The following is a 23192-nucleotide window of genomic DNA, read 5'->3' on the forward strand; positions in this document are numbered from 1 at the left end:
GAAAAATCGCCCTTCCATCTCTGTTTACATATCACTCAGTATACCATGATTTGTCTGCTTTTGTCTTAATTAATCTCCACTTGTCATTTTATGCGCTTGCCCGGGAAATAATTTTCTTTTAATCCTTATTTCCCGTTTCGCAAAATCATTTCCTAGACGGTGCTGGAACGCTTCTGTTAAATCAGTGGCTACTTGCAACAACCAAATTGCCTCTTGTGTTATCTCCAATGCTTTGTTCAACTCTTTTAATCTATGCTCATACAACTTCGTTAATTCCTCAAGCGCAATGATCCGTTCACGTCCAGTCAGGCCATTTGCGGCAATCGTAAAGGAAGCAACAGCATCCTCGTATTGCTGCTCCCTTTTTAGGATAAAACCAAAGTGGAAATGCGTTGCGGGATGATCAACACCATAAGTTGCGATGGTACTTTCAAAAACTTGCTTGCTCCGCTCATGTGACTTCAAATCTGCGAACCATTTCCCGATATTCGTATGCGAAATCGCCGATTCAGGGGTTTCCGTCTTCAACAGTAGATCCGTCGAACGAATATACAGCGCAACAAGCGAAAGAATATCCCATTCATTATGGACGAGTACCTTCATCAGAAGTTCCGCACGACCATTTTTCACCGCATCCTGATATATAATGGGCGCCATATGACCTGGAATATCTCCATCGCGCAGGAAGCCTAATTTCTCTTCCTCAATCGCCGGCAGTCTAAACGTCCCCATTTCATCTTTCCAAATGCGCCTAGAGCCATGTAACAAATCAATCTGTGTATGTTCGAGCAACGGTGGAATTTCTTTGCGATTCATCGTCCAACGCGTTTCTAGCTGGGGAACATCGAAACTTTTACCGTTATACGTCACAAGTGTCGTCGATGTTTCCCATAATTTCGATGCATATAAGAAGGCAGCTTCATGGTCCGGCCCTGGTAAAACATATTGTGTTAGTTTAAAAGAGCTGGCTGTCTCAACGATAAAACCGAGGAGAAAAATGAGCGTTCCAGCTCCTTTTAAACCTGTCGTTTCTGTATCGAAAAAAACGAGTGGCTTCGAAAAATCCGGTGACAAAGGATGCGCTTCACCTGATTTCTTCCACTCTTCCAATGTCGACTTCAATCCTGAAAGAACAATATCGCCATGCTGATAGTCTTTGGCATATTCCACAATGCGCTTATAAACAATGCCATGCTTGTTCACTTCTTTAGTCAGTCCTGCGTCAAGCCATGCTTGCTCATAAGTAGGAGCTTGTGCAACCACTTTGACAACTTCGGGCGCGACTTTACTATCCGTCTTTTTCAGCATTTTCTTCATCTGCATCAGCTTTTGTTCATAGGACATAGTGGGATCCTCCTGCTAGTTCTTGCAACAAAGAACGGACATCTTGCTTCATGCCTATTCCCGCCTCTTGCGCACCGATACACACAGGACATCCCGATGCACAACGACATGACGATACATGATCAGCTGCCCGGCGTAATAATTCATCCCAACGATCAAATATTTTCTCACTCAGCCCAATACCGCCCGGATAACTATCGTAGATAAAGAAGGTTGGCTTGCCAGAATGGATAGCTTTCACTTGTGGCACGACGTGAATATCCGTTTTATCACAGCGCACAAAGAGTGGGATGAATGACTGAATGGCATAAGCCGCACCTGTCATCGCATCCGTTAAGCCGGCACCCGTCCACCCTTCCGGAATATCGAAGGTATACCAAGTAGACGATGTATGTAACTCTTCTGCTGGCAATGAAATCTGCCCAGAGCCGATATTATCGTGAGAATCGAATCGGATTTTTTTGAAAATAGTCGGAATCGCGAGCACGGCAATATCACCGTATGCCGCCTCACGTTGTCCAAATGACTGCACTTGATCTTCATTCATCACTTTTAATTCTACTGCTAGATTAGCATCAGTGAAGTAATCGACATCGATTTCAGTGACGTACGCTTTCTTTTCTTCCCAATCGAGGATCTCGACCTGGAATTGCGTTCCTTGATGAATATAGATAGCTTCTTCGTGAAGAAGCGTCATCGCACTAAAGCGATCCATCTCGCCGATAACTCTTGTAGCTTTCGGATGGGTTTTGTCGATAATGACGACGTTTTCTTGAGAGGCAGAACGCAGGCTTACTTCACTTGCTGGAAAACGCTCCGTCATCCAATGCCATTTGTCTGTCGTCTTGACGAGGACTCCTTCACTTTCAAGAAAAGCTAGTAATTCCTGTACTTCAAACTCTCCATAAGTTTCCGTCGATGAAAAAGGCAATTCAAATGAAGCACATTTCAGATGATCCATTAAAATGAACATATTATCTGGATGAATGCGTGCCTCTTCGGGTGATTGGCCTAACAAATAATCAGGATGTTCAATAATGTATTGATCGAGCGCGACAGATTGGGCGACATAAATAATCAACGCTTCTTCCTGTCGCCTCCCTGCGCGCCCTGCTTGTTGAAAAGCACTTGCAATATTTCCCGGGTAACCGGTCATAATGCACGCCTGCAATTGCCCGATGTCAATGCCAAGCTCCAATGCATTCGTACTAACAACTGTGCGAATCGTTCCTTCACGCAATCCTTTTTCAATCTTGCGTCGTTCAGAAGGTAAATAACCTCCCCGATAGCCCATCACCGTCTCATCGAACAGTTTTTTCTTCGTCAGTTCCTTCATATAAGTAACAAGCATTTCAACTCTTACTCTACTTTTCGCAAAAATAATCGTCTGAATGCCTTCTCGATACAACAATGCCGCAACGTCTCGCACCTCTAAAACAGCACTTCTCCGAATGCCAAACGTCGGATGAACAACTGGTGGATTATAAAATATAAAATGCTTTTTCCCCGCAGGTGCTCCGTTGTTGGCAATCAATTGCATGTCCTTATTCGTCAATGACTCCGAAAGCTCCCGTGGATTGGCAATGGTCGCCGATGTACAAATGAACATGGGATCGCTACCGTAATAGTGACAGATTCGTTGTAGTCTGCGCAGTACATGGGCCACATGACTCCCGAACACACCTTTATACGTATGTAGCTCATCAATGATAATATATTTCAGGTTCTCAAATAACGATACCCATTTCGTATGATGCGGCAAAATCCCCGAATGTAGCATATCTGGGTTCGTCAATACGATATGGCCAGACTTTCTTACTTTAGAACGTAGTCCTGGCGCTGTATCTCCATCATAGGTATAACTGAGAATCGTTTCCTCACTCGCTTCAATTAATTCATGAAGATCGGCTAGTTGATCCTGCGCCAATGCTTTTGTTGGGAATAAATAAATTGCTCGTGAAGATTCATCCTCCAAAATACTTTGCATGACAGGTAGATGATAACAGAGTGATTTTCCCGAAGCTGTCGGTGTAACCGCCGTAAATGACTCCCCCGCAGAAGCCAATTCAAACGCTTCCCGTTGGTGGCTGTATAGTCGATGAATCCCTTTGGACGCCAATGCTTTGATAATCGATGGATGAAGCTCACTTGGGAATTCAGCATAGACAGCCTCTTTCCCTGCAATCGTTTTATAATGAGCCACATTCGGCGAAAAGTCTGGATCCTGCCGTAACTTTTCCAGCACTTCGTGAATAGCTGGTTGCTTCATCATGCTCTATCCTCATTATTAGCAACTTCAATTGCATCTAAAATCGTTTTAAACGTATATTCGGCAGAATTAATGGATAAGACGAAACGTTTTTTCCCTGTCTTCTGATAAAAGGACTGGACAATAAACTGCTTCATCGAATCATTTAAGGAGTCAATTTGAACGGGATGGACATATTTCGGCTTCGCTGTCTTGATGAATTCGGATACTTCCTCTGTCCATTCATCCAACAATGTATGATATTGATCGGCATATGGTTTAACTTCTATGAAAAAATCAGGCTCTCGATTGAGTTCCCTCATTTGTGCGTGGCGTTCGAAACATTCCCTGCAAACTGCAAGTAATCTTTCAGTCTTTTGTTGTAAATTCAACTTCATACACCCCTTCCGGACGTTTCTTTTATTTTAGCAGAAATGAGGGGGTTGTACCATCTTAACAAGAACGTATATTCCTCGTTATATTCGAATCGTACGAATTATGTTCAATTTATGGCAGCGTCGACAAATATTCGACTAGATATGACAACTGTCACTAGTACTCCTTTCATGCGCGGGATACATTAGCGGTAATAGATAGCTTACAATACGCACCATAAGAGGAGTCGTTTGATCATGACGAAGAAAGTTGCTTGGATTACGGATACGGCAGCACAGCTAGAGGAGTCTTTTATCCAAAAACACAATGTACATATTTTACCGTTAAGCGTTGTATTTGATGAGGGCGCTTTTAAAGAAGGCATTGATTTGACACAAGACCTGTTTTATGAAAAATTAAACATAGCTAAAAATCCGCCTAAAACGTCCCAGCCTGCCATTGGTGAAATGGTCGCTCTTTATGAAAGTTTACAGCTACAAGGCTATGACTGCGCCATTGCTTTGCATGTTTCTAGTGGTATGTCAGGTACGTTTGATAGTTCTCAATCAGCTGCACAAATGGTTGACTTCAAGGTCTATCCGATCGATTCAAAAATCGGCTCCTATCCGATGATCAAAATGATTGAATTCGGCAATGAATTGATTAACGAAGGGCATGACGTGGAAGAAGTCGTAATGGCTATCAACAAGATGAAGGAAAATGCAGAATTAGCCTTCATACCTGTTAACCTAAATCAGCTACATAAAAGTGGTCGCGTCTCCGGCACACAAGCATTTTTAAGTAGCTTACTCAACATCAAGCTCATTATTACAATTAAAAACGGCAAGCCTGTGATGCAAGAAAAAGTTCGGGCATATAAGCGTGCTAGAAAAAACATCACCGACTTATTGCGCAGTGACATGACAAAAGGCGACATTCCAGAAATCGCAGTCATCCACTGCAATAACACGGATGATGCGGGTACGTGGAAGGATGAACTATTGCAGGAATTTCCGAACCTAAAAATTCAGGTACTTCCCTTAAGTGTTTGCGTCGGCGTCCATGCTGGCGAAGGGACGACTGGTTTAAGTTGGGTGAGATACTAAGTATTACAATACTCTTGGGGGGAATACTAGATGAAAATCGAACATATCGCGCTCTATGCTACAGATTTAGATGCAATGAAAAAATTCTACGAGGTCTATTTTTCCGCAAAATCAAATGATAAATACTATAATCCTAAGACAGGCTTGGAAACCTATTTCCTAACTTTTGACGAAGGAAGTAGACTCGAATTAATGACCCGACCGGATATGGTATTTCAAGAAAAGCCATTGTTCCGAACCGGCATTACCCATCTTGCTTTTTCAATCGGCTCCAAAGAATTAGTCGATCAAATAACCCAACGATTAAAAAACGACGGCTATGAAGTAATAAGTGGACCAAGAACGACTGGTGATGGGTATTATGAGAGTTGCGTTTTGGATCCGGAAGGTAATCAGATAGAAATAAGCATTTAATCACGTCTGTTGATTAACGATTTACTTGAATAAATCGCAGATAAACAAAGGTATGAAAACTATATTTTTCACTAGCTCAGTTCCGGTTCGCTTTCGGCCAACTATTCAAGACATAATTACCAAGGAGGAATTGGGGTTCATTCCTCCTTCAGGAGTAAGCATGGCTAGAAATGACTTCGTCATTTCTAGCCATGCATTTTCCGGTCATCTTATTATGAATAGTTGCCTGTCACGTATCTACAATATTTAAGTGATAAATACAGTTTCTTGGAAAGAAAAGAATGGATGGCTTTCTATAAAGATTGTAAGTGCCCGAAAATGCAATTTCGGGCACTCTGCACGTTGTACAAGGTTTTCCTACTTTACTCTTAGCAAGCTTTATAGAAAAAATAAAAATGGAAAAGACCATGAGCAAGGCTTCGGCCGCCAAAATTTCATCTTTGGCGGCCCTCTCCAGTTAAGAAGCCCTCTATTCGCTCGTCCCAAAAAGCATTAGCACTTCGTGTATCTACGTTTTTGGAGAGCGACGGATGAACGACCACCATACGATGACCGAAGAAATATATAGGGATGCGGCGTAGTCGTATCCCTGTATATATAAAGCACGGTTATTGTATAGAAGTCGTTCAATCTAAAGTAATCCAAAAGCGATTGAGCATGGAGCCCCTACTATTTGATTAAGTTATTTTTTGGTTAATCAACAGATGTGGCATTTAATATAACTAGCAAAAAGTGATTTGAGGATTTATTTCAAATCACTTTTTTATCTGGATTTCATTCAACTCCCTTCTATTGAAATATTACTTTGGCATTCCCTATATAATTTTCGTCAAGGACACAGAAACTATACAAAGCGAGCACTTAGTAGTTCGATTTGAAACTTTCCCTCCCTTAATTCGTCCAATTGATATGGTATGATAGTAAAATGCGAGGTGGTAACTATGACAATCCGGTATCCGAACGGTAAGAAATACGTGCCCGTTCAGAAAAGTAGCTTGCCGAAAAAAAGCAATCTGTCATTCAGTAATCGTGGGAAATCATTGGAGGATGAATTGAATGACACGAATGAATATTATGTAAGCCACGGCATAGCTGTCATCCATAAAAAGCCCGTGCCTATCCAAATTGTTAACGTCAAGTATCCAGCTAGAAGTGCAGCCGTTATTACAGAAGCCTATTTCCGAACGCCTTCTACAACAGATTTTAATGGCGTATGGCAGGGCAAGTATATTGATTTTGAAGCAAAAGAAACAAAAAGCGTAACGTCTTTCCCATTACAAAATATTCATGAGCATCAGGTCAATCATATGAAAAGTGTGTCAGAACAAGCCGGAATTGTCTTTTTCATCATTAAATTTACTGTACTTGACCGTTATTTCATCATCCATTATGATAGTTTTGAGAAATATTGGGAAAGAATGAAGGCAGGCGGAAGAAAATCGATGACATTGGCAGAGTTTGAGGATGTGGGTATTGAAGTTTTATCCGGTTATAATCCAAGACTCGATTATTTACAAGCTCTATCGCATGTTGCGAATGAAAGGTAGGAAGTAAAATGAGTGATCATATAAATTCAAGAACAGGACGACGTGAAAAAGTTAAAGCCGAGCGCAGCAAGAAGAAAGGCAATAAACCAAGAGGCGTTAAATCTATTATTAAAAAAATCTTTCTTGTGCTTGTCCTCATTGGATTGGCTGGACTCATCGGAGGAGCAGGATTATTTGCTTTTTACGCCAGTTCAGCTCCCGATCTCGATGAAAGTCTATTGAAAGACCCACTATCATCTGAGTTTCTCGATATTAAAGGTAATGTGTTTATGAAGTCTGGCGTGGAAAAACGAGAATTTGTTCCTTACGCGGAAATCCCTCAAACTGTTAAGGATGCCATTTTGGCAACTGAGGATGTTCGATTTTATAAACACCACGGAATGGATTTCTGGCGACTTGGCGGTGCTGTCATTGCCAACTTTAGAGGTGGTTTCGGCTCACAAGGAGCGAGTACCCTCACCCAACAAGTTATTAAGAACTCTTTTCTAACAGAAGAGAAAACATTAAAAAGGAAAGCACAAGAAGCTTGGCTAGCCTTTCAACTTGAACGTAAATATGAAAAAGAAGAAATTTTTGAAATGTACTTTAACAAAATTCTTATGTCAGGAAATACGTATGGTATCGGAACAGCTTCCAAAGAAATTTTCGGTAAAAGTTTAAAAGAGCTTGAACTACCCGAAATTGCTTTATTAGCCGGAATGCCACAAAGTCCAAATGGTTATAATCCTTATAAAAATCCAGAACGGGCAGAAAAACGCCGTAATACCGTTCTCGGGCTTATGTATCAGCATAAAAAAATTACAAAAGCAGAAATGGATGCAGCAAAACTAGTACCCATCACATCATTGCTTCTTTCTGAAGATAAAAGACAAGTGAGCAAAACGAAATATCCAGCCTATGTCGATTTTGTTTTAGCTGAACTAGAAGAAGCCAATCTATCACACTTACTTTCTGAAGGTGTCAAAATTCAAACGTCTTTAGATCCTGCAGCGCAGCAAGCGGTTGAAAATGCGTTAAGTACATCCGACCTATTTGAATCAGATGACATGCAGGCCGCTATGACGGTTGTCGATACAGAAACAGGTGCAATTGCCGCAATTGGCGGAGGTCGAAATTATTCTGGACTCGATTGGAACTTCGCCTCTGACCAAAAGCGCCAACCTGGTTCTACGATTAAGCCCATTCTTTCCTATGGGCCAGCAATTGAAAACTTCAGCTGGTCTACCGGTTATACGACAGTAGATGAGCCATATAACTATAAAGGCACGAACCAACCAATTCGTAACGTTGACGGGAAGTTTTTAGGAAGCATATCCATACGAGACGCCTTATACAAATCTCGTAATATCCCTGCGATTAAAATTTTTGAAGAAGTAGGCACACAAAAAGCAGGAGATTTTGCTAGAAATTTAGGACTGCCGTACGATAAATTAAACTCCTCCAATGCAATTGGTGGAGGAGAATATGATTTCTCTACTGTTCAAATGGCTGGCGCCTTCGCAGCATTTGGCAATAAAGGTATTTACACGAAGCCACATGCCATCCAGAAAATTATTTTTAGAGATGGTACATCCGAGCATAAAATGAAACCAGAATCTAACATTGCCATGAAAGATTCCACTGCCTATATGGTGACGGACATCCTACGCGATGTTATGTCCGTTGGTTCAGGACAACGAGCAAATATTTCAGGATTGGATATTGCAGGAAAAACGGGGACAACTAACTACCCTTCCGAAATTATTCAGAAGAATGGTATGAAAAATACAGATGTTCCTGACTCATGGTTTACAGGCTATACATCAGATTATACTATTGCTGTTTGGGGAGGCTATGAAAAATATACGACGCCAATTCAAACATATGACAAAGGTAGATATGTACCGCAAAATCTTTTCAAAATGGTTATGAGTGATATTTCAGCTGGGAAAAATACAGCCCGCTTCGAAAAACCTAGCACTGTGGAAGAAGCAACTATTGTATTTGGTTCCAAACCACTTCTTTTAGCGAGCAGTACAACACCTGATAATTTAAAGCGTACAGAGTTATTCGTGAAAGGAACTGCACCAACGGAGATGGCTGAAGAAGAAATTACCGAGTTGGAGGCACCCCATAATGTAACAGCTCAGTATGATGTTGACACAAACGCCATTACGTTAAGTTGGGCGCATAACGCACCAGATGTTGAAACACTCGATGAAGTGATTGAATTCACTGTATTTGTTAGTGCAGACGGTGGTGAAATGCAGGAGATGACAACGACACAGGATTTGTCTCTCTTATTCCAAGGCGTTGAACCTGGTCGCCTCTATGCATTTTCTGTTATTGCGAAACTTGGTGAACTCGAAAGTCCTCCAGCAACAACTTCAATTCAAATTGAGGATGTCGTCGAAGAAATTCCTGAGTGGGATCCAAATGACAATAACGGCAATCCCGATGATGGTACGGATGACGGTCAGCCAAATGGTAACGGTAATGAAAACAATGGCAACAACGGTAATAATGGGGACACTGACACCGAGACACCAGCAGATGACGTTCCACCAGTCACTGACGGTACAACCGGTAACAATCCAGGCGATAGCGATGGAACAACGTCCGATAACGGAACACCTTAATGAATAACAAAAAAAGCGTCCAACTAGGGCGCTTTTTTTGTTACTTTTTTTGAATGGCAAGTCTTGCAACTTTCTTTTTTGTTTCTGTCATCAGCGCATCTAATTGCACAAATGCATAATGACTCGCGATTTTATCTTTAACAAACTCAAATCGTTCCTCCCCATTTAATGGGAGTAAGGCAAAGACAGCTTCGCCCTTGCGTTCATCAGAAACCATTCCTCCAAGCTCCAGTAACTTACTGTAATTCGCAATCGCAGCCTGCATTAGCTCGACAGCACGTCGATTTTTTTCCCCATAGCACACTTCTATCTCATCTCGCATTTGCTGCCAGTAATCGAAGTAAGGCGTGAATCGTTCTTTATCAAAGTGCTGATTATGAATCGGCATTAGCTTTCATCCTCTTCTTTCCTTCCCTGCATAACGGCAGAAGTGGACAGACGTTGCACCCTGGATTTTGCGCTTTACAATGGTATCTTCCGAAAAAAATGATTTGATGATGCGTATCCGTCCATTTGTCCTTCGGCGTCCAGCGCATAATTTTTTCTTCGACGGCTAACACAGAATCCTTCCATCTATTCATGCCTAGTCGCTTCGCTACACGTTCTAAATGGGTATCTATGGCGATTGCTGGGATACCAAAGGCATTCGAAACGACAACGTTCGCCGTCTTTCGACCGACGCCAGGCAACGTCATCATGACATCTCGATTGGCGGGAACTTCTCCATCAAACTGGTCAATGAGCATTTGACTAAGCGCTTGAATATTTTTCGCTTTATTGCGGAATAAACCGATTGAACGAATATCTGATTGTAGCTCCTCAATATCAACCGCCAAATAATCCTCTGGTGTTTTATATTTTTTAAATAAATCAGCTGTTACCCGATTGACAAGCACATCAGTACATTGTGCTGATAATAGCGTAGCAATCGTCAATTCAAAAGGATTAGAATGGACCAATTCACAATGTGCATCTGGAAACATGATGCCAAATTGCTCAAGACACACTTCCCATTGTTTTTTTGTAAGCATATTCTCCCTCCTAATCTCGTTCTTCCAACCAATTATAGAAAGGGACACGTTTGACTGAAACGGTCTTTTGCTGCTGTTGTGCTGGACGAATACCGACAGTCCTAAACGATTTTGTTTGACGTTCTACATCAGACAGCGTCCTCACATTCTTCTTTTTCCACTCGAAAAGAATACGATCAATATAGCGAAGACTGATTTTTTGTGCGAGAACCGCTTCTTTCAATGCCGCACGAATAATATCTACACTATGACCGTCGTCGTCAATCCACATCGTGATAGATTCACATTCCATTGGTGATAAAAGTCGTCCAAATTCTTGCTCAAACAGCGAAAAGATTTCTCCTTCTGCATTTTTCTGACTTTCTTTTTCAGCTTTATTGGTCATATTTGTAATATGATCCAGCAGACGGTTCCATAAGGGCTGTAAAGAAAATGACTCATATAAGACACCGTTATCGTCTTCAGCTTGGGTAATTTTTAAAAAGCCGTGCTGCATTAGCTTTTGCAAAATCATTGAAACTTCATTGTCAGTCATATGCATGCGGCTCGCCAAATCCATTGGTGTGGGAAAGTGATTCCCCGCAGTTGCATAGGCAGTCATATGCATGATAAGTGTGGCATCTAAGTCCTTGATGCCTAGGCTTTTATAGTACTGAAAAAAAAGCTGGGGAATAGTTACATTCCCCTGCTCAATCCAAATTCGGAGCCGTTCTTCATATTGCATTGTCCGAACTCCTCTCTATCTAATCAGTTATACACTATCAAAATTTACGCAAGGCATTAAGGATATAGTCTGTTTAACAAGCGTGGGAATGGAATCGTTTCACGCACATGTTCTGCGCCTGATATCCAAGCAACCGTACGTTCAAGTCCAAGTCCAAAACCAGAATGAGGAACAGCCCCATATTTACATAAATCTAAATACCAAGCGTATGCGTCCTCGTCCAAATTATGTTCTTTAATACGCTGTTTCATTAGCTCATAGTCATGCACACGTTCTGAGCCTCCAATGATTTCCCCATAGCCTTCTGGTGCAATCATATCCGCACATAATACAACATCATCGCGTTCGGGATGTGGCTGCATATAGAACGGTTTAATACCTATTGGATAATGTGTAATGAAGACCGGCATGTCATAACTCTCAGCAATGGCTGTTTCGTGTGGTGCCCCAAAATCATCTCCCCATGTAATGTCATTGAAGCCATTATCATGTAGGAATTTAATCGCATCATCATATGAAATGCGTGGAAATGGTGCTTGAATTTTTTCAAGCTTGGATAAATCGCGTCCCAATCTTTCCAATTCAAGTGGGCAGTTTTGCAAGACAGATTGAACAACATGCGTGACATATTGCTCCTGAACTTCTAAGCTTTCTTCAAATTCAATAAATGCCATTTCCGGCTCAATCATCCAAAACTCAATTAAGTGACGACGAGTTTTCGACTTTTCTGCACGGAATGTCGGACCAAATGAAAATACTTTTCCAAGTGCCATCGCCGCCGCTTCCATGTAAAGCTGTCCTGATTGAGACAAAAATGCATCTTCATCGAAATACTTTGTTTTGAACAGCTCAGATGTTCCTTCTGGTGAAGAGCCTGTCAAAATGGGTGGATCGATTTTAACGAAGCCATTCATATGGAAAAATTCATAAGTAGCACGAATGACTTCATCACGAATTTTCATAATGGCATGCTGTTTCCGTGAACGGAGCCATAAATGACGATGATCCATTAAAAATTCAGTACCATGTTCTTTTGGTGTAATTGGGTAGTCCACTGCTTCGTGGATAACCTCAATGTCTTTCACCTGTAATTCATAGCCGAATGATGAACGTTCATCAACTGTGATTTCAGCCGTAATATACAGTGAGCTTTCTTGTGTAATCGATTTTGCTTTTGCAAAGATGTCCTCGCCGACTACTTCTTTGACAACAACACCTTGTACAAATCCTGAACCATCTCGTAATTGCAAGAACGCAATTTTTCCGCTTGAACGTTTATTAGCAAGCCAACCACCGATACGTACAGTTTCACCTGCATGGTTCGGCATTTCGTGTATCATAATTGTTTTCATAGGTACCTCCGAATGTTAAAATCTATTTTTATTCTTTCCAATTTTCTTCTACAAATGTATGAATGCGTCGAATCGCTTCTTCCAATAAATCAATGGATGTTGCGTAGGATAAACGAATCGTTCCTGGTGAACCGAAACCAGATCCAGGGATTACGGCAACATTCGCTTGCTCCAATAAGGCCGTTGCAAACTCATCCACATTGTCAAAGCCCGTTTTCGCAACAGCCTCAGATACTTCTGGTAGTAAATAAAATGCACCTTGTGGCTTAATAACTGAAAATCCAGGAATCGCACATAGCTGCGGATAGACACGGTTTAAGCGTGATTCAAAATCCTTCCGCATCGTTTCAACTGTATCTTGTGGTCCGTTGTATGCTTCGATTGCTCCATATTGTGAGGTCGTTGTTGGGTTAGATGTCGAATGACTCGCAAGGTCTGTCATCGCCTTAACCATCTCTGCATCTCCCGCAACGTAACCAATCCTCCAGCCTGTCATCGAATGGGATTTAGATACGCCATTAATAATAAGTGTTCGTTTTTTAGCATCAGCTGACAGCTGTGCAATGGAATAATGCGTTTCGTCTCCGTAAATTAACTTCTCATAAATTTCATCTGATACAATCCAAATATCCTTCTCTTGACAAACCGTAGCGATTTGCTGCAATTCCTCTTGCGAATAAATCATCCCTGTTGGATTACCGGGAGAGTTAATAATAATCGCTTTTGTTTTAGGTGTAATCGCTTCACTAATTTGGTCAGCTGTCACTTTAAACTGTGCTGTAGCAGTGCCTTCGATATGTACAGGTACTCCACCCGCTAGCTTGACCTGTTCTGGATAACTAACCCAGTAAGGAGTTGGAATGATGACTTCATCACCCGGGTCTAGCATGACTTGAAACATAGTGTATAGAACATGCTTCGCGCCAATTCCAACCATAATTTCTTGTCTAGAATAGCTTAAATTTTGATCCTTTTGCAGTTTGTCAATGATGGCATCTTTTAATGCAGGAAGTCCACCAGCAGGTGTATACTTCGTTCTGCCTTCCTTCAGGGACCTATAAGCCGCTTCAATGATATTATCTGGTGTATTATAATCTGGTTCGCCCGCGCCAAGACCAATCACGTCGATACCAGAATCTTTCATTTCCTTTGCTTTCGCCGTAATGGCAAGCGTTGTTGAAGGTGAAAGTGTATTCACCCTAGATGCTAATCGTTTCGTCAACTGTATCGCTCCCTTATAGGTTTAAAATTCGTTTCCACCATTGTCCTGTGTCGAAAAAGACATAGACGTAATTCAGTTTACCAGTGTCACTTGTGAAAGCGACTTCCCAAACTGGTCCTTCTACCTCTAACCCCAGTGTCACATGCAAAATCTTGTTTACTTGTAACTCTTGTTTAACGTTGGCAATCGCTTTCTCCGCCGTAACGCCATCCGCCAACTTCACTTCCTCAAAGCCGTCCACCCATTGTGGATTCACAAAAACCGCTGTTTCCTCACCTTCTGCATCCACACCAAACACCGTAACCATCGGCACTGTTCCATTGAATGTCTCGGCTGAACTTGCGGAAACAAGTTGCCCCGAGCTAAGCGCAGAATCGATCGCCATCTGTTCGGCCTCGGAAAAAGGCTTATCGGCATTGTAAAAAACGGTAATTATTATGATAGAAGTGAGCACCACAAGGAAAACGACAATGAATTTAATCCAACCTAACATAGTGATCCACGTCCTGTACGTCAAAAGACGTTTTTTCTATTTCAAGTGCTTTCATACTTCACTTACTCAGTATAGCAATTTTCGAGCTCATTCACCATATGTTCGAGCGACACTTTTTTGACTGGTACATCTGGTAGAGAAGCTAAAAAACGTTGACCGTAAGACTTCGTTTCAATCCGTCTATCTAAAATAATGAAACACCCTTTGTCCGACGAAGAACGAATGAGTCGACCGAAACCTTGCCGTAACCGCATAACGGCTTCTGGCAGAGCAAATTCATTGAACGGATTTACTCCACTAGCAGTCAATTTTGCCGCCTTCGCTTTAAAGACCGGCTCGTCTGGAGATGAAAATGGCAGCCTAACGACGATGACCGCAGATAATGCTTCTCCCGGAACGTCCACGCCCTCCCAAAAACTATTTGTACCGAAAAGGACAGATTTATTAAATTGGCGAAAAGACTTCAATAATCGAATGCGACTTCCCGCACTAATTCCCTGAGCAAAAAGTGCATAATCTTCTAATTGCTCACTTTCTATGATCAAATCATAGGTTTTTCGAAGCATATCCTGTGAGGTAAAGAGCACAAATAATCGTCCACCCGTTGCCAATACAGTCTGGACAATAGCATGGGCAACAGCTTCAATATACTCTGATTGCGCCACCTGCTGAATATCAGGCATATCGTCAACGATGACAATTTCAGCCCCAGCATAAAAATCTGAAGGTGCATTAAATGTGAGTAGTGGAATCGAGTCGTCAATGCCGAGTTGCCGAGCTATGAAGCGCTCATTATCTTGGACGGTCAACGTCCCTGATGTCCACACAATCCCCGTCTTCTCCTCTTTCAATCTGTCAATGAGGCCTCTGATAACGGGCGCGCTATCGAGTGAACGCTTAATAACAACTAAACTTCCAGGAATACTTCGCCGATCTTTTTCCATCCAAACTGTGTAATCCTCCGAATCATTATCCAGAAAAATTTCCACCCATTCGCCAGCCTTGATTGTCATTTCACGAACCCAGAAATCCCATTCTGCTACAATCGCTTGCTCTTTTCGCGTCAAATTTTCAAATTGGCCTGTTAAACCGTGAGTAAATTGTTCCGCTTTGCTAATATATTCGGACATCGCTTCAGCCACTTTGGCAAAACAAATTCGATCGTCTACTAATTTACCAAGCGGATACACAATCCGGTTGCCTTGTTGTTTATTATTCATAGCTGGATCAAAAGTCGTCAGTACACTCACTGCACGATCAAATAACGTTGTAAACTTGGTGAACGCTTCATCCAAATGAGCTTTTTTATGTAAGCGTCCTATCATACCAGTTCGTTTGTTAAGTACATTGATCTGATGCAATAATTGTCCAGTCGTATCCGAGCTCATTTGCCCCATCACATACTTCCAATTCGTAAAGGAAAATACGGTTTCATTCAAACGAGAGGCAGTTTGGACGAATTGATGGGCTTCATCGACGACTAATCCTGCCATTGAATTAAAAATTGGTTGGTCACGATTTCCGTCCGACAACAGCATGGCGTGATTGGTAATAATAATATTCGACTGTCCACATGTTTCCATCAGCCTATAGTGAAAATCTGCTTCTTGCTCATCAGCTGCAAGTATATTGGAACGCTTGCGAATCCGATCCACAAACAACTGTCCCCCACCCGATACATTCAATTCTGCCAAATCACCTGTCACCGTTTCTGTTAGCCAAACGAGCACCTGCATGATGGAAAACGTTTCGTCATACGACTCATCCGTAATGCGCTGCAGTTCTTCAAATTTCCCCAATGAAATATACTGCTCTCTGCCTTTTAGTACCGTTGCCGTAACAGTTGACCCGAGCATTGAACTGATTTTGTTCAGTTCCTCAGCCATGATTTTATCGGCCAAATGATTGGTAAAAGTACTTACAACGACGGGCTTCCCCGCTGCGATAGAATGGATGGCCGCCGGTAGCAAATAGGCTGCCGTTTTACCGATACCCGTTGGCACCTCTGCAATCATTTCAGTTCGATTGGAAAGGGAATCCCATACCGCATCCATGAAACCAAACTGAGATTCTCTCCGCTCGAATGCTGGATATGCTTTTTTCAATAATACCGTTTTCTGCTGCTCATCAAATGGATATGTTGGCATTTCAAAATGATCAGTAATTGGAAATGGTATCGGACGGTACGGAATTCCACGAAACGATGAAAAATCCTTACTCGTTCTGGATGTCCGTGCTCGCTTTAACGCTGCATAAAATAATGTCGATAAATCCGATTTCAAGCGAAAAGATCTACGATGTAGAAGGTTTAGTGTTTCTTCTGGCAAACGCTCCATGTTCTCCATACAAGCAAGAAAAAGCTTAGCCGTAGCCTCTGCATCGTCGTCCGCACGGTGGGCAGATGCGAGTGGTATACCTAAATCCTCTGCAATATCCTGCAATCGATAGCTAGCTGCTGAAGGATACATAATTTTAGACAGTTCGACGGTATCAATTTTTTTGCCTACCCACTTTCGAATCCCACATCTGCTAAACTCACTTTGTAGAAAAGATAAGTCAAAGTCTGTATTATGGGCGATGAAAACCGTCCCTTCCAACAAACTAGCAACTTCCTCGGCAATTTCTTCAAAATACGGTGCCTCCGCAACATCTTCATCTATAATCCCCGTCAGTTGACGGATAAAGGCCGGAATTTTTTGTCCTGGATTGACAAAACGGACGTACTTGTCGCCCACTTCCCCATCTTTTATAAACACAATTGCTAGCTGAATGATCCGGTCTCCTTTGACCGGTGAATGACCAGTCGTTTCCAGATCAACAACTGCATACGTTTTGTTGTCCACTCAATCATCAACTTTCTTAATTGAATAAGCCTTGGCGTATTCAGAACTTCCCTTACATGTTCTTCGTATACGGTAAATTGTATCACATTTCAGCGTTTGAAAACAAAAAAGCCCCTATGAAATCATCGTCTACCGATTCCATAGGAGTCCTGTTACGAGATGTTATGCGTACGTCATCCCTTGCTTCTCTTTTATGACTTCTTTCACGCCATTTTTTTCGTCCATAATGAGAACGGTTGGTTCATGCGTCAACGCTTCTTCGTTTGTTACATAGGCATAGGAGATAATAATAACAATATCGCCACGCTGAACGAGTCTCGCTGCTGCTCCGTTTACACAGATGACACCGCTGCCACGTTCGCCTGCAATAATATACGTTTCAAAACGAGCTCCATTATTGTTATTGACGACATGCACTTTCTCATTTGGCAGCATTCCCGCGGCGTCTAGCACGTCACTGTCAATCGTAATGCTTCCTACATAACTTAAATCGGCTTCCGTGACAGTTGCACGGTGCAATTTACTATTCATCATCATTCTGAACATAACACTCATCCTTTTAGTGGAATAATTATATTATCAATCAATCTTGTTTTGCTAAATTTCACTGCACACGCAATGATAATTTCTTTGCTATCGGCATCTACCTTTTTCAACTCAGGATATGCTAGTAATGATACATAGTCAATGCTACCCGAGCTATTTGTAACGATTGCCTTTGACACTTGTTGCTCAATATCATTTGCCGACACGCCTTCCGCAACTAAGCTTGCTCCTAGTCGGAGTGCTTGCTGAATAGCAGGGGCTTCCAAACGCTCAGTCTCCGTCAAATGCACATTACGCGAGCTTTTCGCCAAGCCATCCTGCTCACGAACTGTTGGTACGCGAACAATCTCCGTTCTGAGATTAAAATCACGGACAAATGTCTCAATAATCGCGAGTTGTTGTGCGTCCTTCATGCCAAAATACGAACGGTCTGGGTCAACAATATTGAACAGCTTCAGTACAACTTTCAACACACCATCGAAATGACCTGGTCTAGATGCCCCGCACAGTTCTGCTGATTGAGGACCGGGTAATATACGAATTCCACCTTCTTGCGGATACATTTCCTCTGGCGTTGGCATGAACAGAATATGCACTCCCGCTTCAGCAGCAAGACGTGCATCACGCTCTGTATCACGCGGATACGCCTCAAAATCTTCACCCGGACCGAACTGAGCTGGATTGACAAAAATACTCATGACGATTACATCATTTTTTTGCCGCGCCTGTTCCACTAACGACAAATGTCCTTCATGTAAAAAGCCCATTGTCGGGACGAAACCGACTGATACTCCTTGTTTTCGACGTTCATTCAGCAACTGCTGTAATTCTTGAATCGTATGCACGATTGTAAGGTCCATCACTTCATTCGCCACCTTTTTTACTTCCGTACAAAGCAACTAACTCTTCTTCCTTCATCGTGAAGCGGTGATGCTCAGCAGGAAACGATTGCTCTTTTACTGCCTTGACATACTTGGTAATCCCTTCCCCGATAACTGTTCCAACATCTGCAAATGCTTCAACAAATTTCGGAACACGGTGACTTCCATACGTGACAGTGTCGTGGAAAACAAGTACTTGTCCGTCTGTTCCTGCACCTGCACCAATTCCAATGACTGGAATCGATACTGCCGCTGTCACTTCCTCCGCTAACTGATAAGGGATACATTCCAGTACAATCATGCAAGCTCCCGCCGCTTCACTAGCACGTGCATCTTCAATCAGCTGCTGTGCCGCTGCTGCTGTCTTTCCTTGTACTTTATAACCGCCGACCACTGCTGCTGATTGAGGCAACAACCCGAGATGCCCAACGACAGGGATTCCAACACTTGTCAGTAAACGAATGGTATCAATCACTTTCCCTGCTCCTTCGACTTTCAAGGCATGCGCCCCTGTCTGTTGGAACATACGGACTGCAGCTGTCAACGTACTATCGTCCGATCCATGATAAGAGCCGAACGGCATATCCACGACGATAAACGTATCCGTTGCACCTCTTTTCACTGCTTTCCCGTGGTGAATCATATCATCTACCGTCACAGCAACCGTTGAATCGTAACCGAGAACGACCATACCGAGCGAATCACCAACGAGCAGGACGTCTACCCCTGCTTCTTCTGCAATTTTTGCCGAGGGGTAGTCATAAGCTGTCAGCATGACAATCTTTTCGCCCTCTTTTTTCATGTTAATAAAATCCAGTGTACTTTTCATTTTCACTTGTGCTCCCTTCTCTGGGAGAAAACCGACTATAAAAAACCCTTTTGTCCAAAAATGGACAGAAGGGTTGTATCATCTTGTGATGGTTTCCTCCGTCCCTGTCTTTGGTAAGATCAAGGCAGATCCTATTGAATTTTATGTTTTCCAATATCTCTAACAGGTGCAGTTCACAAACTGATACCGCCCTTCGACACTACTATAACAAATTGGTAGATACATGTATACAAATCAAGGTCAAAACTTTGTCACATTTTCCAAACACTTTCAAGACGTGCTGAATTAAGTTGAAACTTCAATATCTGCAGAGTAAATACCACGGATTGAGCCATCATCTAACCGCAATTCTAGGACACCTTCATCGGATATGCCAATTGCAGTGCCTATCAATGTTTCATTCAACATGACTGCACGAATCCGTTTGCCTGTCGTATTGGAATAGCCTTCCCACAACAGTTTAATGGGGCTAAAACCATGCTTTTCATACATAGTTGTGTACAATTCAAGAAACCCAAGAATTTTCGCGATTAATTGCGCACGGTCAACCGGCTTCCCCATTAGAATCCGCAGTGAAGTAGCAATAGCCAGCAATTCATCTGGGAAATCAGCTAACTCCTGATTGACGTTTATGCCTATGCCAAGAATAATCGCCTTCACTCGGTCAGGGTCTGCTTGCAACTCCGTTAAAATACCGGTCACTTTTTTACCATCCACTAAAATATCATTCGGCCATTTGATCGTTGGTTCAATGCCTGTTAACTCTTCAATCGCACGCGTAACTGCAACTGCCGCAACCAAGGTCATTTGCGGCGCCTGCTGTGGCGTCAACGACGGACGTGAAATGATACTCATCCAAACCCCTTTACCTGATTTGGAACTCCAAGGACGCGCCATGCGTCCCTTTCCCGCCGTTTGTTCTTCCGAAAGAATGACCGTACCGTTTGGCGCGGCATTTTGCGCCTCTTCATGTGCAATAATCTGGGTAGATTCACAGGTTTCAAAATACCGAATATGCTGACCAAAATTATTTGTAGTCAAATATTGTTGGACATTCGCTGCATTCACTCGATCAGGCGAGCCAATAAGTGTATATCCCTTTTTTCGGATCGTCCCAATCTCATACCCTTCCTTTTCAAGCTCCTTGACATATTTCCATATCGCCGTCCTAGATAATCCGTACTCATCAGCGATTTCCTGTCCAGATACCGGTCCACCATTTGCTTCAAACAATCTTTTCAGCAATTCATTTTTCACGTTTGAATTCATTGAGAAACCATTCCTTTATGTTGTTTGAATTATTTTCACATTTCCCATGAAGGACAGCCATTGTGATTTTTTCAATCCATTCCCCCGTCCATCTGCCACCACGTAGTTCTGCCCAAGCCATCAAATCTTTGCCTGTTACAACTAAGTCAGCAACCGATTGAATCGGCAATGATTGTTTCCTCGAGGTAATCTCATCCTCTGACAATGCTTGACTTGAATGTCCTATTATATGAACCCATTTTTCGGCCAACAAAAGAACAGCTAAATCGAAATGATAATAATCGTCAATCGTAAACAAACTGTTGGATCTTCTCACAGATGCCTGATGCACCGTCGATAAAAATGATTTCTCAGCATTCGATAGCTTGTATGCCTTGGCAACCGCCCCAGATGTAAAATCACCTGCAAGCATCAGGCAAGCCCATCCTTCGACAGCTGTCCTAAATGGTACCATTTTGTTAAGCTTACCAAGACTTCTTGGAAATAAAGGCAAGTGATTAGACAGTGTCGTTTGTTCAATAAATTGAAATGCCTTTACAGGATTGACACCCTTAAACAGCTTATCCATCTCTGCTTTTAATCGCTCGACTGAAATATACTGAATTTGTGCTGCATGGGCACGAATTGCTTCAAATGTCTCCTCTTCAATTGCAAAATCGAGAACGGATGTAAAGCGTACAGCTCGAAACATGCGTAGAGCATCTTCGTTAAAACGATCCGCGGCATGACCGACAGCACGAATCAGTTGACGTGCCATATCCTTCTGCCCACCAAATAAATCAATCAGCTCACCATCTTTTGTCATGGCAAGCGCATTCATCGTAAAGTCTCTACGCAGTAAATCTTCTCGCAACGAGGTAACGAACTGCACTTCATCCGGACGACGATGGTCACTATACGTTCCTTCTGTCCGGTACGTCGTCACTTCAATCGGTTCCCCGTCAATCAGCACAAGAACCGTACCATGCGCTGTCCCAATGTCTACAGTCATGGGAAATAAGGCTTTTACTTCTTCGGGCTTTGCCGAAGTGGCAATATCAATATCTGTTGCGGGTTTTCCTAAGACATAATCCCGGACTGCTCCTCCGACAAATACAGCTTCATAGCCAGCTTGTTCAAGCAAACGAATAACCTCACGACTTGACTCTGTTGCGAAATGAGCTGTCATTGGCTTCCCGCCGCTTCATAATATAATTTTTCGTACTGGGTCACGATTGTGGATGAATGGAATTTACTCGCCACTGTCGCTAGCCCATTTTGCTGGAATGTTGCATACAATTGATCATCCGTCAGCAATTGCAGTGCTCGATCTGCAGCCATTGTCACGTCACCAAGTCCTACGAGAAAACCATTGACACCATCCTCGACAACTTCTGGAATTCCTCCAATAGCCGTTGCAACAGATGGCACACCGCAAGCAAATGCCTCCAGTAATACCAATCCAAATGCCTCTTTTTCCGACAATAAAAACATAATATCACTAATCGCCAAAAGCTCTGGCAAATCATCTCGCTTACCCGTGAAGATGACATGTTCTTGAAGACCTAATTTACGAACAAGGTCTTCCATAGCTTTTTTCTTTGGTCCCTCGCCAACTAGTAACAGCTTGGCACCCAGCTCTTGTACCACAAGTCGAAAGCTTTCAATAATATCAGGAATGCGCTTCACGTCCCTGAAATTAGAAATATGAATAATTACTTTTTCATTCTGACGAATACCAAGCTCACTTTTCAGCGTTCCAGGCTCGACTGGATGGTATTTTTCTTCATCGATAAAATTGTAAATCGTCAGCAAATCTCTTTCCGGTCCAATCAATTCAAGCGTTTCTTGTCGTAGTGACTCAGAAACTGTTGTTGTAATGGTCGATTTATTAATCCCATAACGGACGGTATTGCGCAGTGCAGGATCATGCCCAAGAATTGTGACATCCGTCCCATGTAAAGTTGTAATAACGCCTATTGTTGAATTGGCCATATCTTTACCAAGTGCAGCAGATACTGCATGTGGCACAGCATAATGCACATGTAGCAGATCTAGTTTTTCCGTTTCAATCACTTGTGCAATACGATTTGCAAGTGCTATATCATAGGGTGGATATTTAAAAACTGCATAGCCGTCGATTTTAACTTCATGAAAGTGGATGTTAGGATGGGCATCTAGGAAACGGAAAGGCTTACCTGATGTAATGTAATGCATTTCGTGGCCTCTATCTGCCATCATTTTCCCAAGTTCAGTCGCCACAACCCCAGACCCCCCAAGTGAAGGGTAGCAGATTACACCTACTTTCAATTTTTTCAATTTCAACATTTCCTTTCGTTACATGCATCGTGTCCAGTTACTACCACCATTC

Annotated in this window: 20 protein-coding genes; 4 read left to right on the forward strand and 16 right to left on the reverse strand. The window is 42.4% G+C overall.

Annotation, left to right across the window (positions count from 1 at the left end; genetic code table 11):
- Positions 1 to 69 precede the first annotated feature (69 nt).
- Genes R2B77_RS07525 through R2B77_RS07535 form a run of 3 tightly spaced genes read right to left on the reverse strand, consistent with a single transcriptional unit; the run spans position 70 to position 3984 of the window.
- Positions 70 to 1344 carry a ribonuclease H-like domain-containing protein gene (locus tag R2B77_RS07525; protein ID WP_203246495.1) on the reverse strand — a complete coding sequence of 425 codons (1275 nt, stop codon included), beginning with the start codon at positions 1342 to 1344 and terminating at the stop codon, positions 70 to 72.
- The gene (locus tag R2B77_RS07530; protein ID WP_212391112.1) at positions 1334 to 3616 is read right to left on the reverse strand and encodes a DEAD/DEAH box helicase; all 2283 of its coding nucleotides are present in this window, start codon (positions 3614 to 3616) and stop codon (positions 1334 to 1336) included. The genes R2B77_RS07525 and R2B77_RS07530 overlap by 11 nt, the downstream gene beginning before the upstream one ends.
- Positions 3613 to 3984: a YppE family protein gene (locus R2B77_RS07535; protein WP_203246494.1), complete on the reverse strand. Its 372-nt coding sequence runs from the start codon at positions 3982 to 3984 to the stop codon at positions 3613 to 3615. The genes R2B77_RS07530 and R2B77_RS07535 overlap by 4 nt, the downstream gene beginning before the upstream one ends.
- A gap of 240 nt (positions 3985 to 4224) precedes the next feature.
- Between R2B77_RS07535 and R2B77_RS07540 the strand changes: the two genes are divergently transcribed.
- From R2B77_RS07540 to R2B77_RS07555, 4 genes are all read left to right on the forward strand, one after another.
- Positions 4225 to 5073: a DegV family protein gene (locus R2B77_RS07540; protein WP_203246493.1), complete on the forward strand. Its 849-nt coding sequence runs from the start codon at positions 4225 to 4227 to the stop codon at positions 5071 to 5073.
- Positions 5074 to 5103: 30 nt separating this feature from the next.
- Entirely contained in the window at positions 5104 to 5487 is a 384-nt protein-coding gene (locus tag R2B77_RS07545) for a VOC family protein (RefSeq protein ID WP_203246492.1), read from the forward strand.
- A gap of 941 nt (positions 5488 to 6428) precedes the next feature.
- A complete protein-coding gene (gene recU / locus R2B77_RS07550) occupies positions 6429 to 7034 on the forward strand; it encodes a Holliday junction resolvase RecU (protein WP_203246491.1) in 606 nt (201 codons plus the stop codon).
- An 8-nt stretch (positions 7035 to 7042) separates the two neighbouring features.
- Complete coding sequence (locus R2B77_RS07555) at positions 7043 to 9652, forward strand: PBP1A family penicillin-binding protein (protein WP_203246490.1); 2610 nt, start codon at positions 7043 to 7045, stop codon at positions 9650 to 9652.
- Between the two features lie 40 nt (positions 9653 to 9692).
- Here R2B77_RS07555 and R2B77_RS07560 read toward each other — a convergent pair whose 3' ends face one another.
- The 13 genes from R2B77_RS07560 to bshA form a co-directional block, all read right to left on the reverse strand.
- Positions 9693 to 10040 carry a YpoC family protein gene (locus R2B77_RS07560; protein ID WP_203246489.1) on the reverse strand — a complete coding sequence of 116 codons (348 nt, stop codon included), beginning with the start codon at positions 10038 to 10040 and terminating at the stop codon, positions 9693 to 9695.
- On the reverse strand, positions 10027 to 10683 hold the full coding sequence (gene nth / locus R2B77_RS07565; RefSeq protein ID WP_203246488.1) for an endonuclease III: 657 nt from the start codon (positions 10681 to 10683) through the stop codon (positions 10027 to 10029). The genes R2B77_RS07560 and nth overlap by 14 nt, the downstream gene beginning before the upstream one ends.
- A 10-nt stretch (positions 10684 to 10693) precedes the next feature.
- The gene (locus R2B77_RS07570) at positions 10694 to 11407 is read right to left on the reverse strand and encodes a DnaD domain protein (RefSeq protein ID WP_203246487.1); all 714 of its coding nucleotides are present in this window, start codon (positions 11405 to 11407) and stop codon (positions 10694 to 10696) included.
- A 56-nt stretch (positions 11408 to 11463) separates the two neighbouring features.
- Positions 11464 to 12759: an asparagine--tRNA ligase gene (asnS, locus tag R2B77_RS07575; RefSeq protein ID WP_203246486.1), complete on the reverse strand. Its 1296-nt coding sequence runs from the start codon at positions 12757 to 12759 to the stop codon at positions 11464 to 11466.
- A 28-nt stretch (positions 12760 to 12787) separates the two neighbouring features.
- Complete coding sequence (locus tag R2B77_RS07580; RefSeq protein WP_232843402.1) at positions 12788 to 13981, reverse strand: pyridoxal phosphate-dependent aminotransferase; 1194 nt, start codon at positions 13979 to 13981, stop codon at positions 12788 to 12790.
- Positions 13982 to 13994: 13 nt separating this feature from the next.
- Positions 13995 to 14474, reverse strand: coding sequence for a cell wall elongation regulator TseB-like domain-containing protein (locus tag R2B77_RS07585; protein ID WP_203246485.1), 480 nt, complete (start codon positions 14472 to 14474; stop codon positions 13995 to 13997).
- 62 nt (positions 14475 to 14536) lie between these two features.
- A complete protein-coding gene (gene dinG / locus R2B77_RS07590; RefSeq protein WP_203246484.1) occupies positions 14537 to 17317 on the reverse strand; it encodes an ATP-dependent DNA helicase DinG in 2781 nt (926 codons plus the stop codon).
- 162 nt (positions 17318 to 17479) lie between these two features.
- Complete coding sequence (gene panD / locus R2B77_RS07595) at positions 17480 to 17863, reverse strand: aspartate 1-decarboxylase (protein WP_203246483.1); 384 nt, start codon at positions 17861 to 17863, stop codon at positions 17480 to 17482.
- Between the two features lie 5 nt (positions 17864 to 17868).
- Entirely contained in the window at positions 17869 to 18723 is an 855-nt protein-coding gene (gene panC / locus R2B77_RS07600) for a pantoate--beta-alanine ligase (RefSeq protein WP_203246596.1), read from the reverse strand.
- A 4-nt stretch (positions 18724 to 18727) separates the two neighbouring features.
- Positions 18728 to 19573, reverse strand: a complete 846-nt coding sequence (panB, locus tag R2B77_RS07605; RefSeq protein ID WP_203246595.1) for a 3-methyl-2-oxobutanoate hydroxymethyltransferase — start codon at positions 19571 to 19573, stop codon at positions 18728 to 18730.
- Positions 19574 to 19858: 285 nt separating this feature from the next.
- Positions 19859 to 20842 (reverse strand): biotin--[acetyl-CoA-carboxylase] ligase, encoded by a 984-nt coding sequence (locus tag R2B77_RS07610; protein WP_203246482.1) that lies wholly within the window; start codon positions 20840 to 20842, stop codon positions 19859 to 19861.
- Positions 20820 to 22010, reverse strand: coding sequence for a CCA tRNA nucleotidyltransferase (locus R2B77_RS07615; protein WP_203246481.1), 1191 nt, complete (start codon positions 22008 to 22010; stop codon positions 20820 to 20822). The genes R2B77_RS07610 and R2B77_RS07615 overlap by 23 nt, the downstream gene beginning before the upstream one ends.
- Positions 22007 to 23149, reverse strand: a complete 1143-nt coding sequence (gene bshA / locus R2B77_RS07620; protein ID WP_212391108.1) for an N-acetyl-alpha-D-glucosaminyl L-malate synthase BshA — start codon at positions 23147 to 23149, stop codon at positions 22007 to 22009. Before bshA ends, R2B77_RS07615 begins: the two co-directional genes overlap by 4 nt.
- Positions 23150 to 23192 lie beyond the last annotated feature (43 nt).

This window comes from Sporosarcina beigongshangi, assembly GCF_033485195.1.
GTDB lineage: Bacteria > Bacillota > Bacilli > Bacillales_A > Planococcaceae > Sporosarcina > Sporosarcina beigongshangi.

Excerpts from the sequence above, each read along its gene's own strand:
- panB (WP_203246595.1), bottom strand. The coding sequence starts at position 19,573 with ATGAAAAGTACACTGGATTTTATTAACATGAAAAAAGAGGGCGAAAAG.
- bshA (WP_212391108.1), bottom strand. The coding sequence starts at position 23,149 with ATGTTGAAATTGAAAAAATTGAAAGTAGGTGTAATCTGCTACCCTTCA.
- R2B77_RS07610 (WP_203246482.1), bottom strand. The coding sequence starts at position 20,842 with ATGAATTCAAACGTGAAAAATGAATTGCTGAAAAGATTGTTTGAAGCA.
- panC (WP_203246596.1), bottom strand. The coding sequence starts at position 18,723 with ATGGACCTTACAATCGTGCATACGATTCAAGAATTACAGCAGTTGCTG.
- R2B77_RS07545 (WP_203246492.1), top strand. The coding sequence starts at position 5,104 with ATGAAAATCGAACATATCGCGCTCTATGCTACAGATTTAGATGCAATG.
- R2B77_RS07530 (WP_212391112.1), bottom strand. The coding sequence starts at position 3,616 with ATGATGAAGCAACCAGCTATTCACGAAGTGCTGGAAAAGTTACGGCAG.
- asnS (WP_203246486.1), bottom strand. The coding sequence starts at position 12,759 with ATGAAAACAATTATGATACACGAAATGCCGAACCATGCAGGTGAAACT.
- R2B77_RS07585 (WP_203246485.1), bottom strand. The coding sequence starts at position 14,474 with ATGTTAGGTTGGATTAAATTCATTGTCGTTTTCCTTGTGGTGCTCACT.
- panD (WP_203246483.1), bottom strand. The coding sequence starts at position 17,863 with ATGTTCAGAATGATGATGAATAGTAAATTGCACCGTGCAACTGTCACG.
- R2B77_RS07525 (WP_203246495.1), bottom strand. The coding sequence starts at position 1,344 with ATGTCCTATGAACAAAAGCTGATGCAGATGAAGAAAATGCTGAAAAAG.
- recU (WP_203246491.1), top strand. The coding sequence starts at position 6,429 with ATGACAATCCGGTATCCGAACGGTAAGAAATACGTGCCCGTTCAGAAA.
- R2B77_RS07555 (WP_203246490.1), top strand. The coding sequence starts at position 7,043 with ATGAGTGATCATATAAATTCAAGAACAGGACGACGTGAAAAAGTTAAA.
- R2B77_RS07615 (WP_203246481.1), bottom strand. The coding sequence starts at position 22,010 with ATGACAGCTCATTTCGCAACAGAGTCAAGTCGTGAGGTTATTCGTTTG.
- R2B77_RS07560 (WP_203246489.1), bottom strand. The coding sequence starts at position 10,040 with ATGCCGATTCATAATCAGCACTTTGATAAAGAACGATTCACGCCTTAC.
- R2B77_RS07570 (WP_203246487.1), bottom strand. The coding sequence starts at position 11,407 with ATGCAATATGAAGAACGGCTCCGAATTTGGATTGAGCAGGGGAATGTA.
- nth (WP_203246488.1), bottom strand. The coding sequence starts at position 10,683 with ATGCTTACAAAAAAACAATGGGAAGTGTGTCTTGAGCAATTTGGCATC.
- R2B77_RS07540 (WP_203246493.1), top strand. The coding sequence starts at position 4,225 with ATGACGAAGAAAGTTGCTTGGATTACGGATACGGCAGCACAGCTAGAG.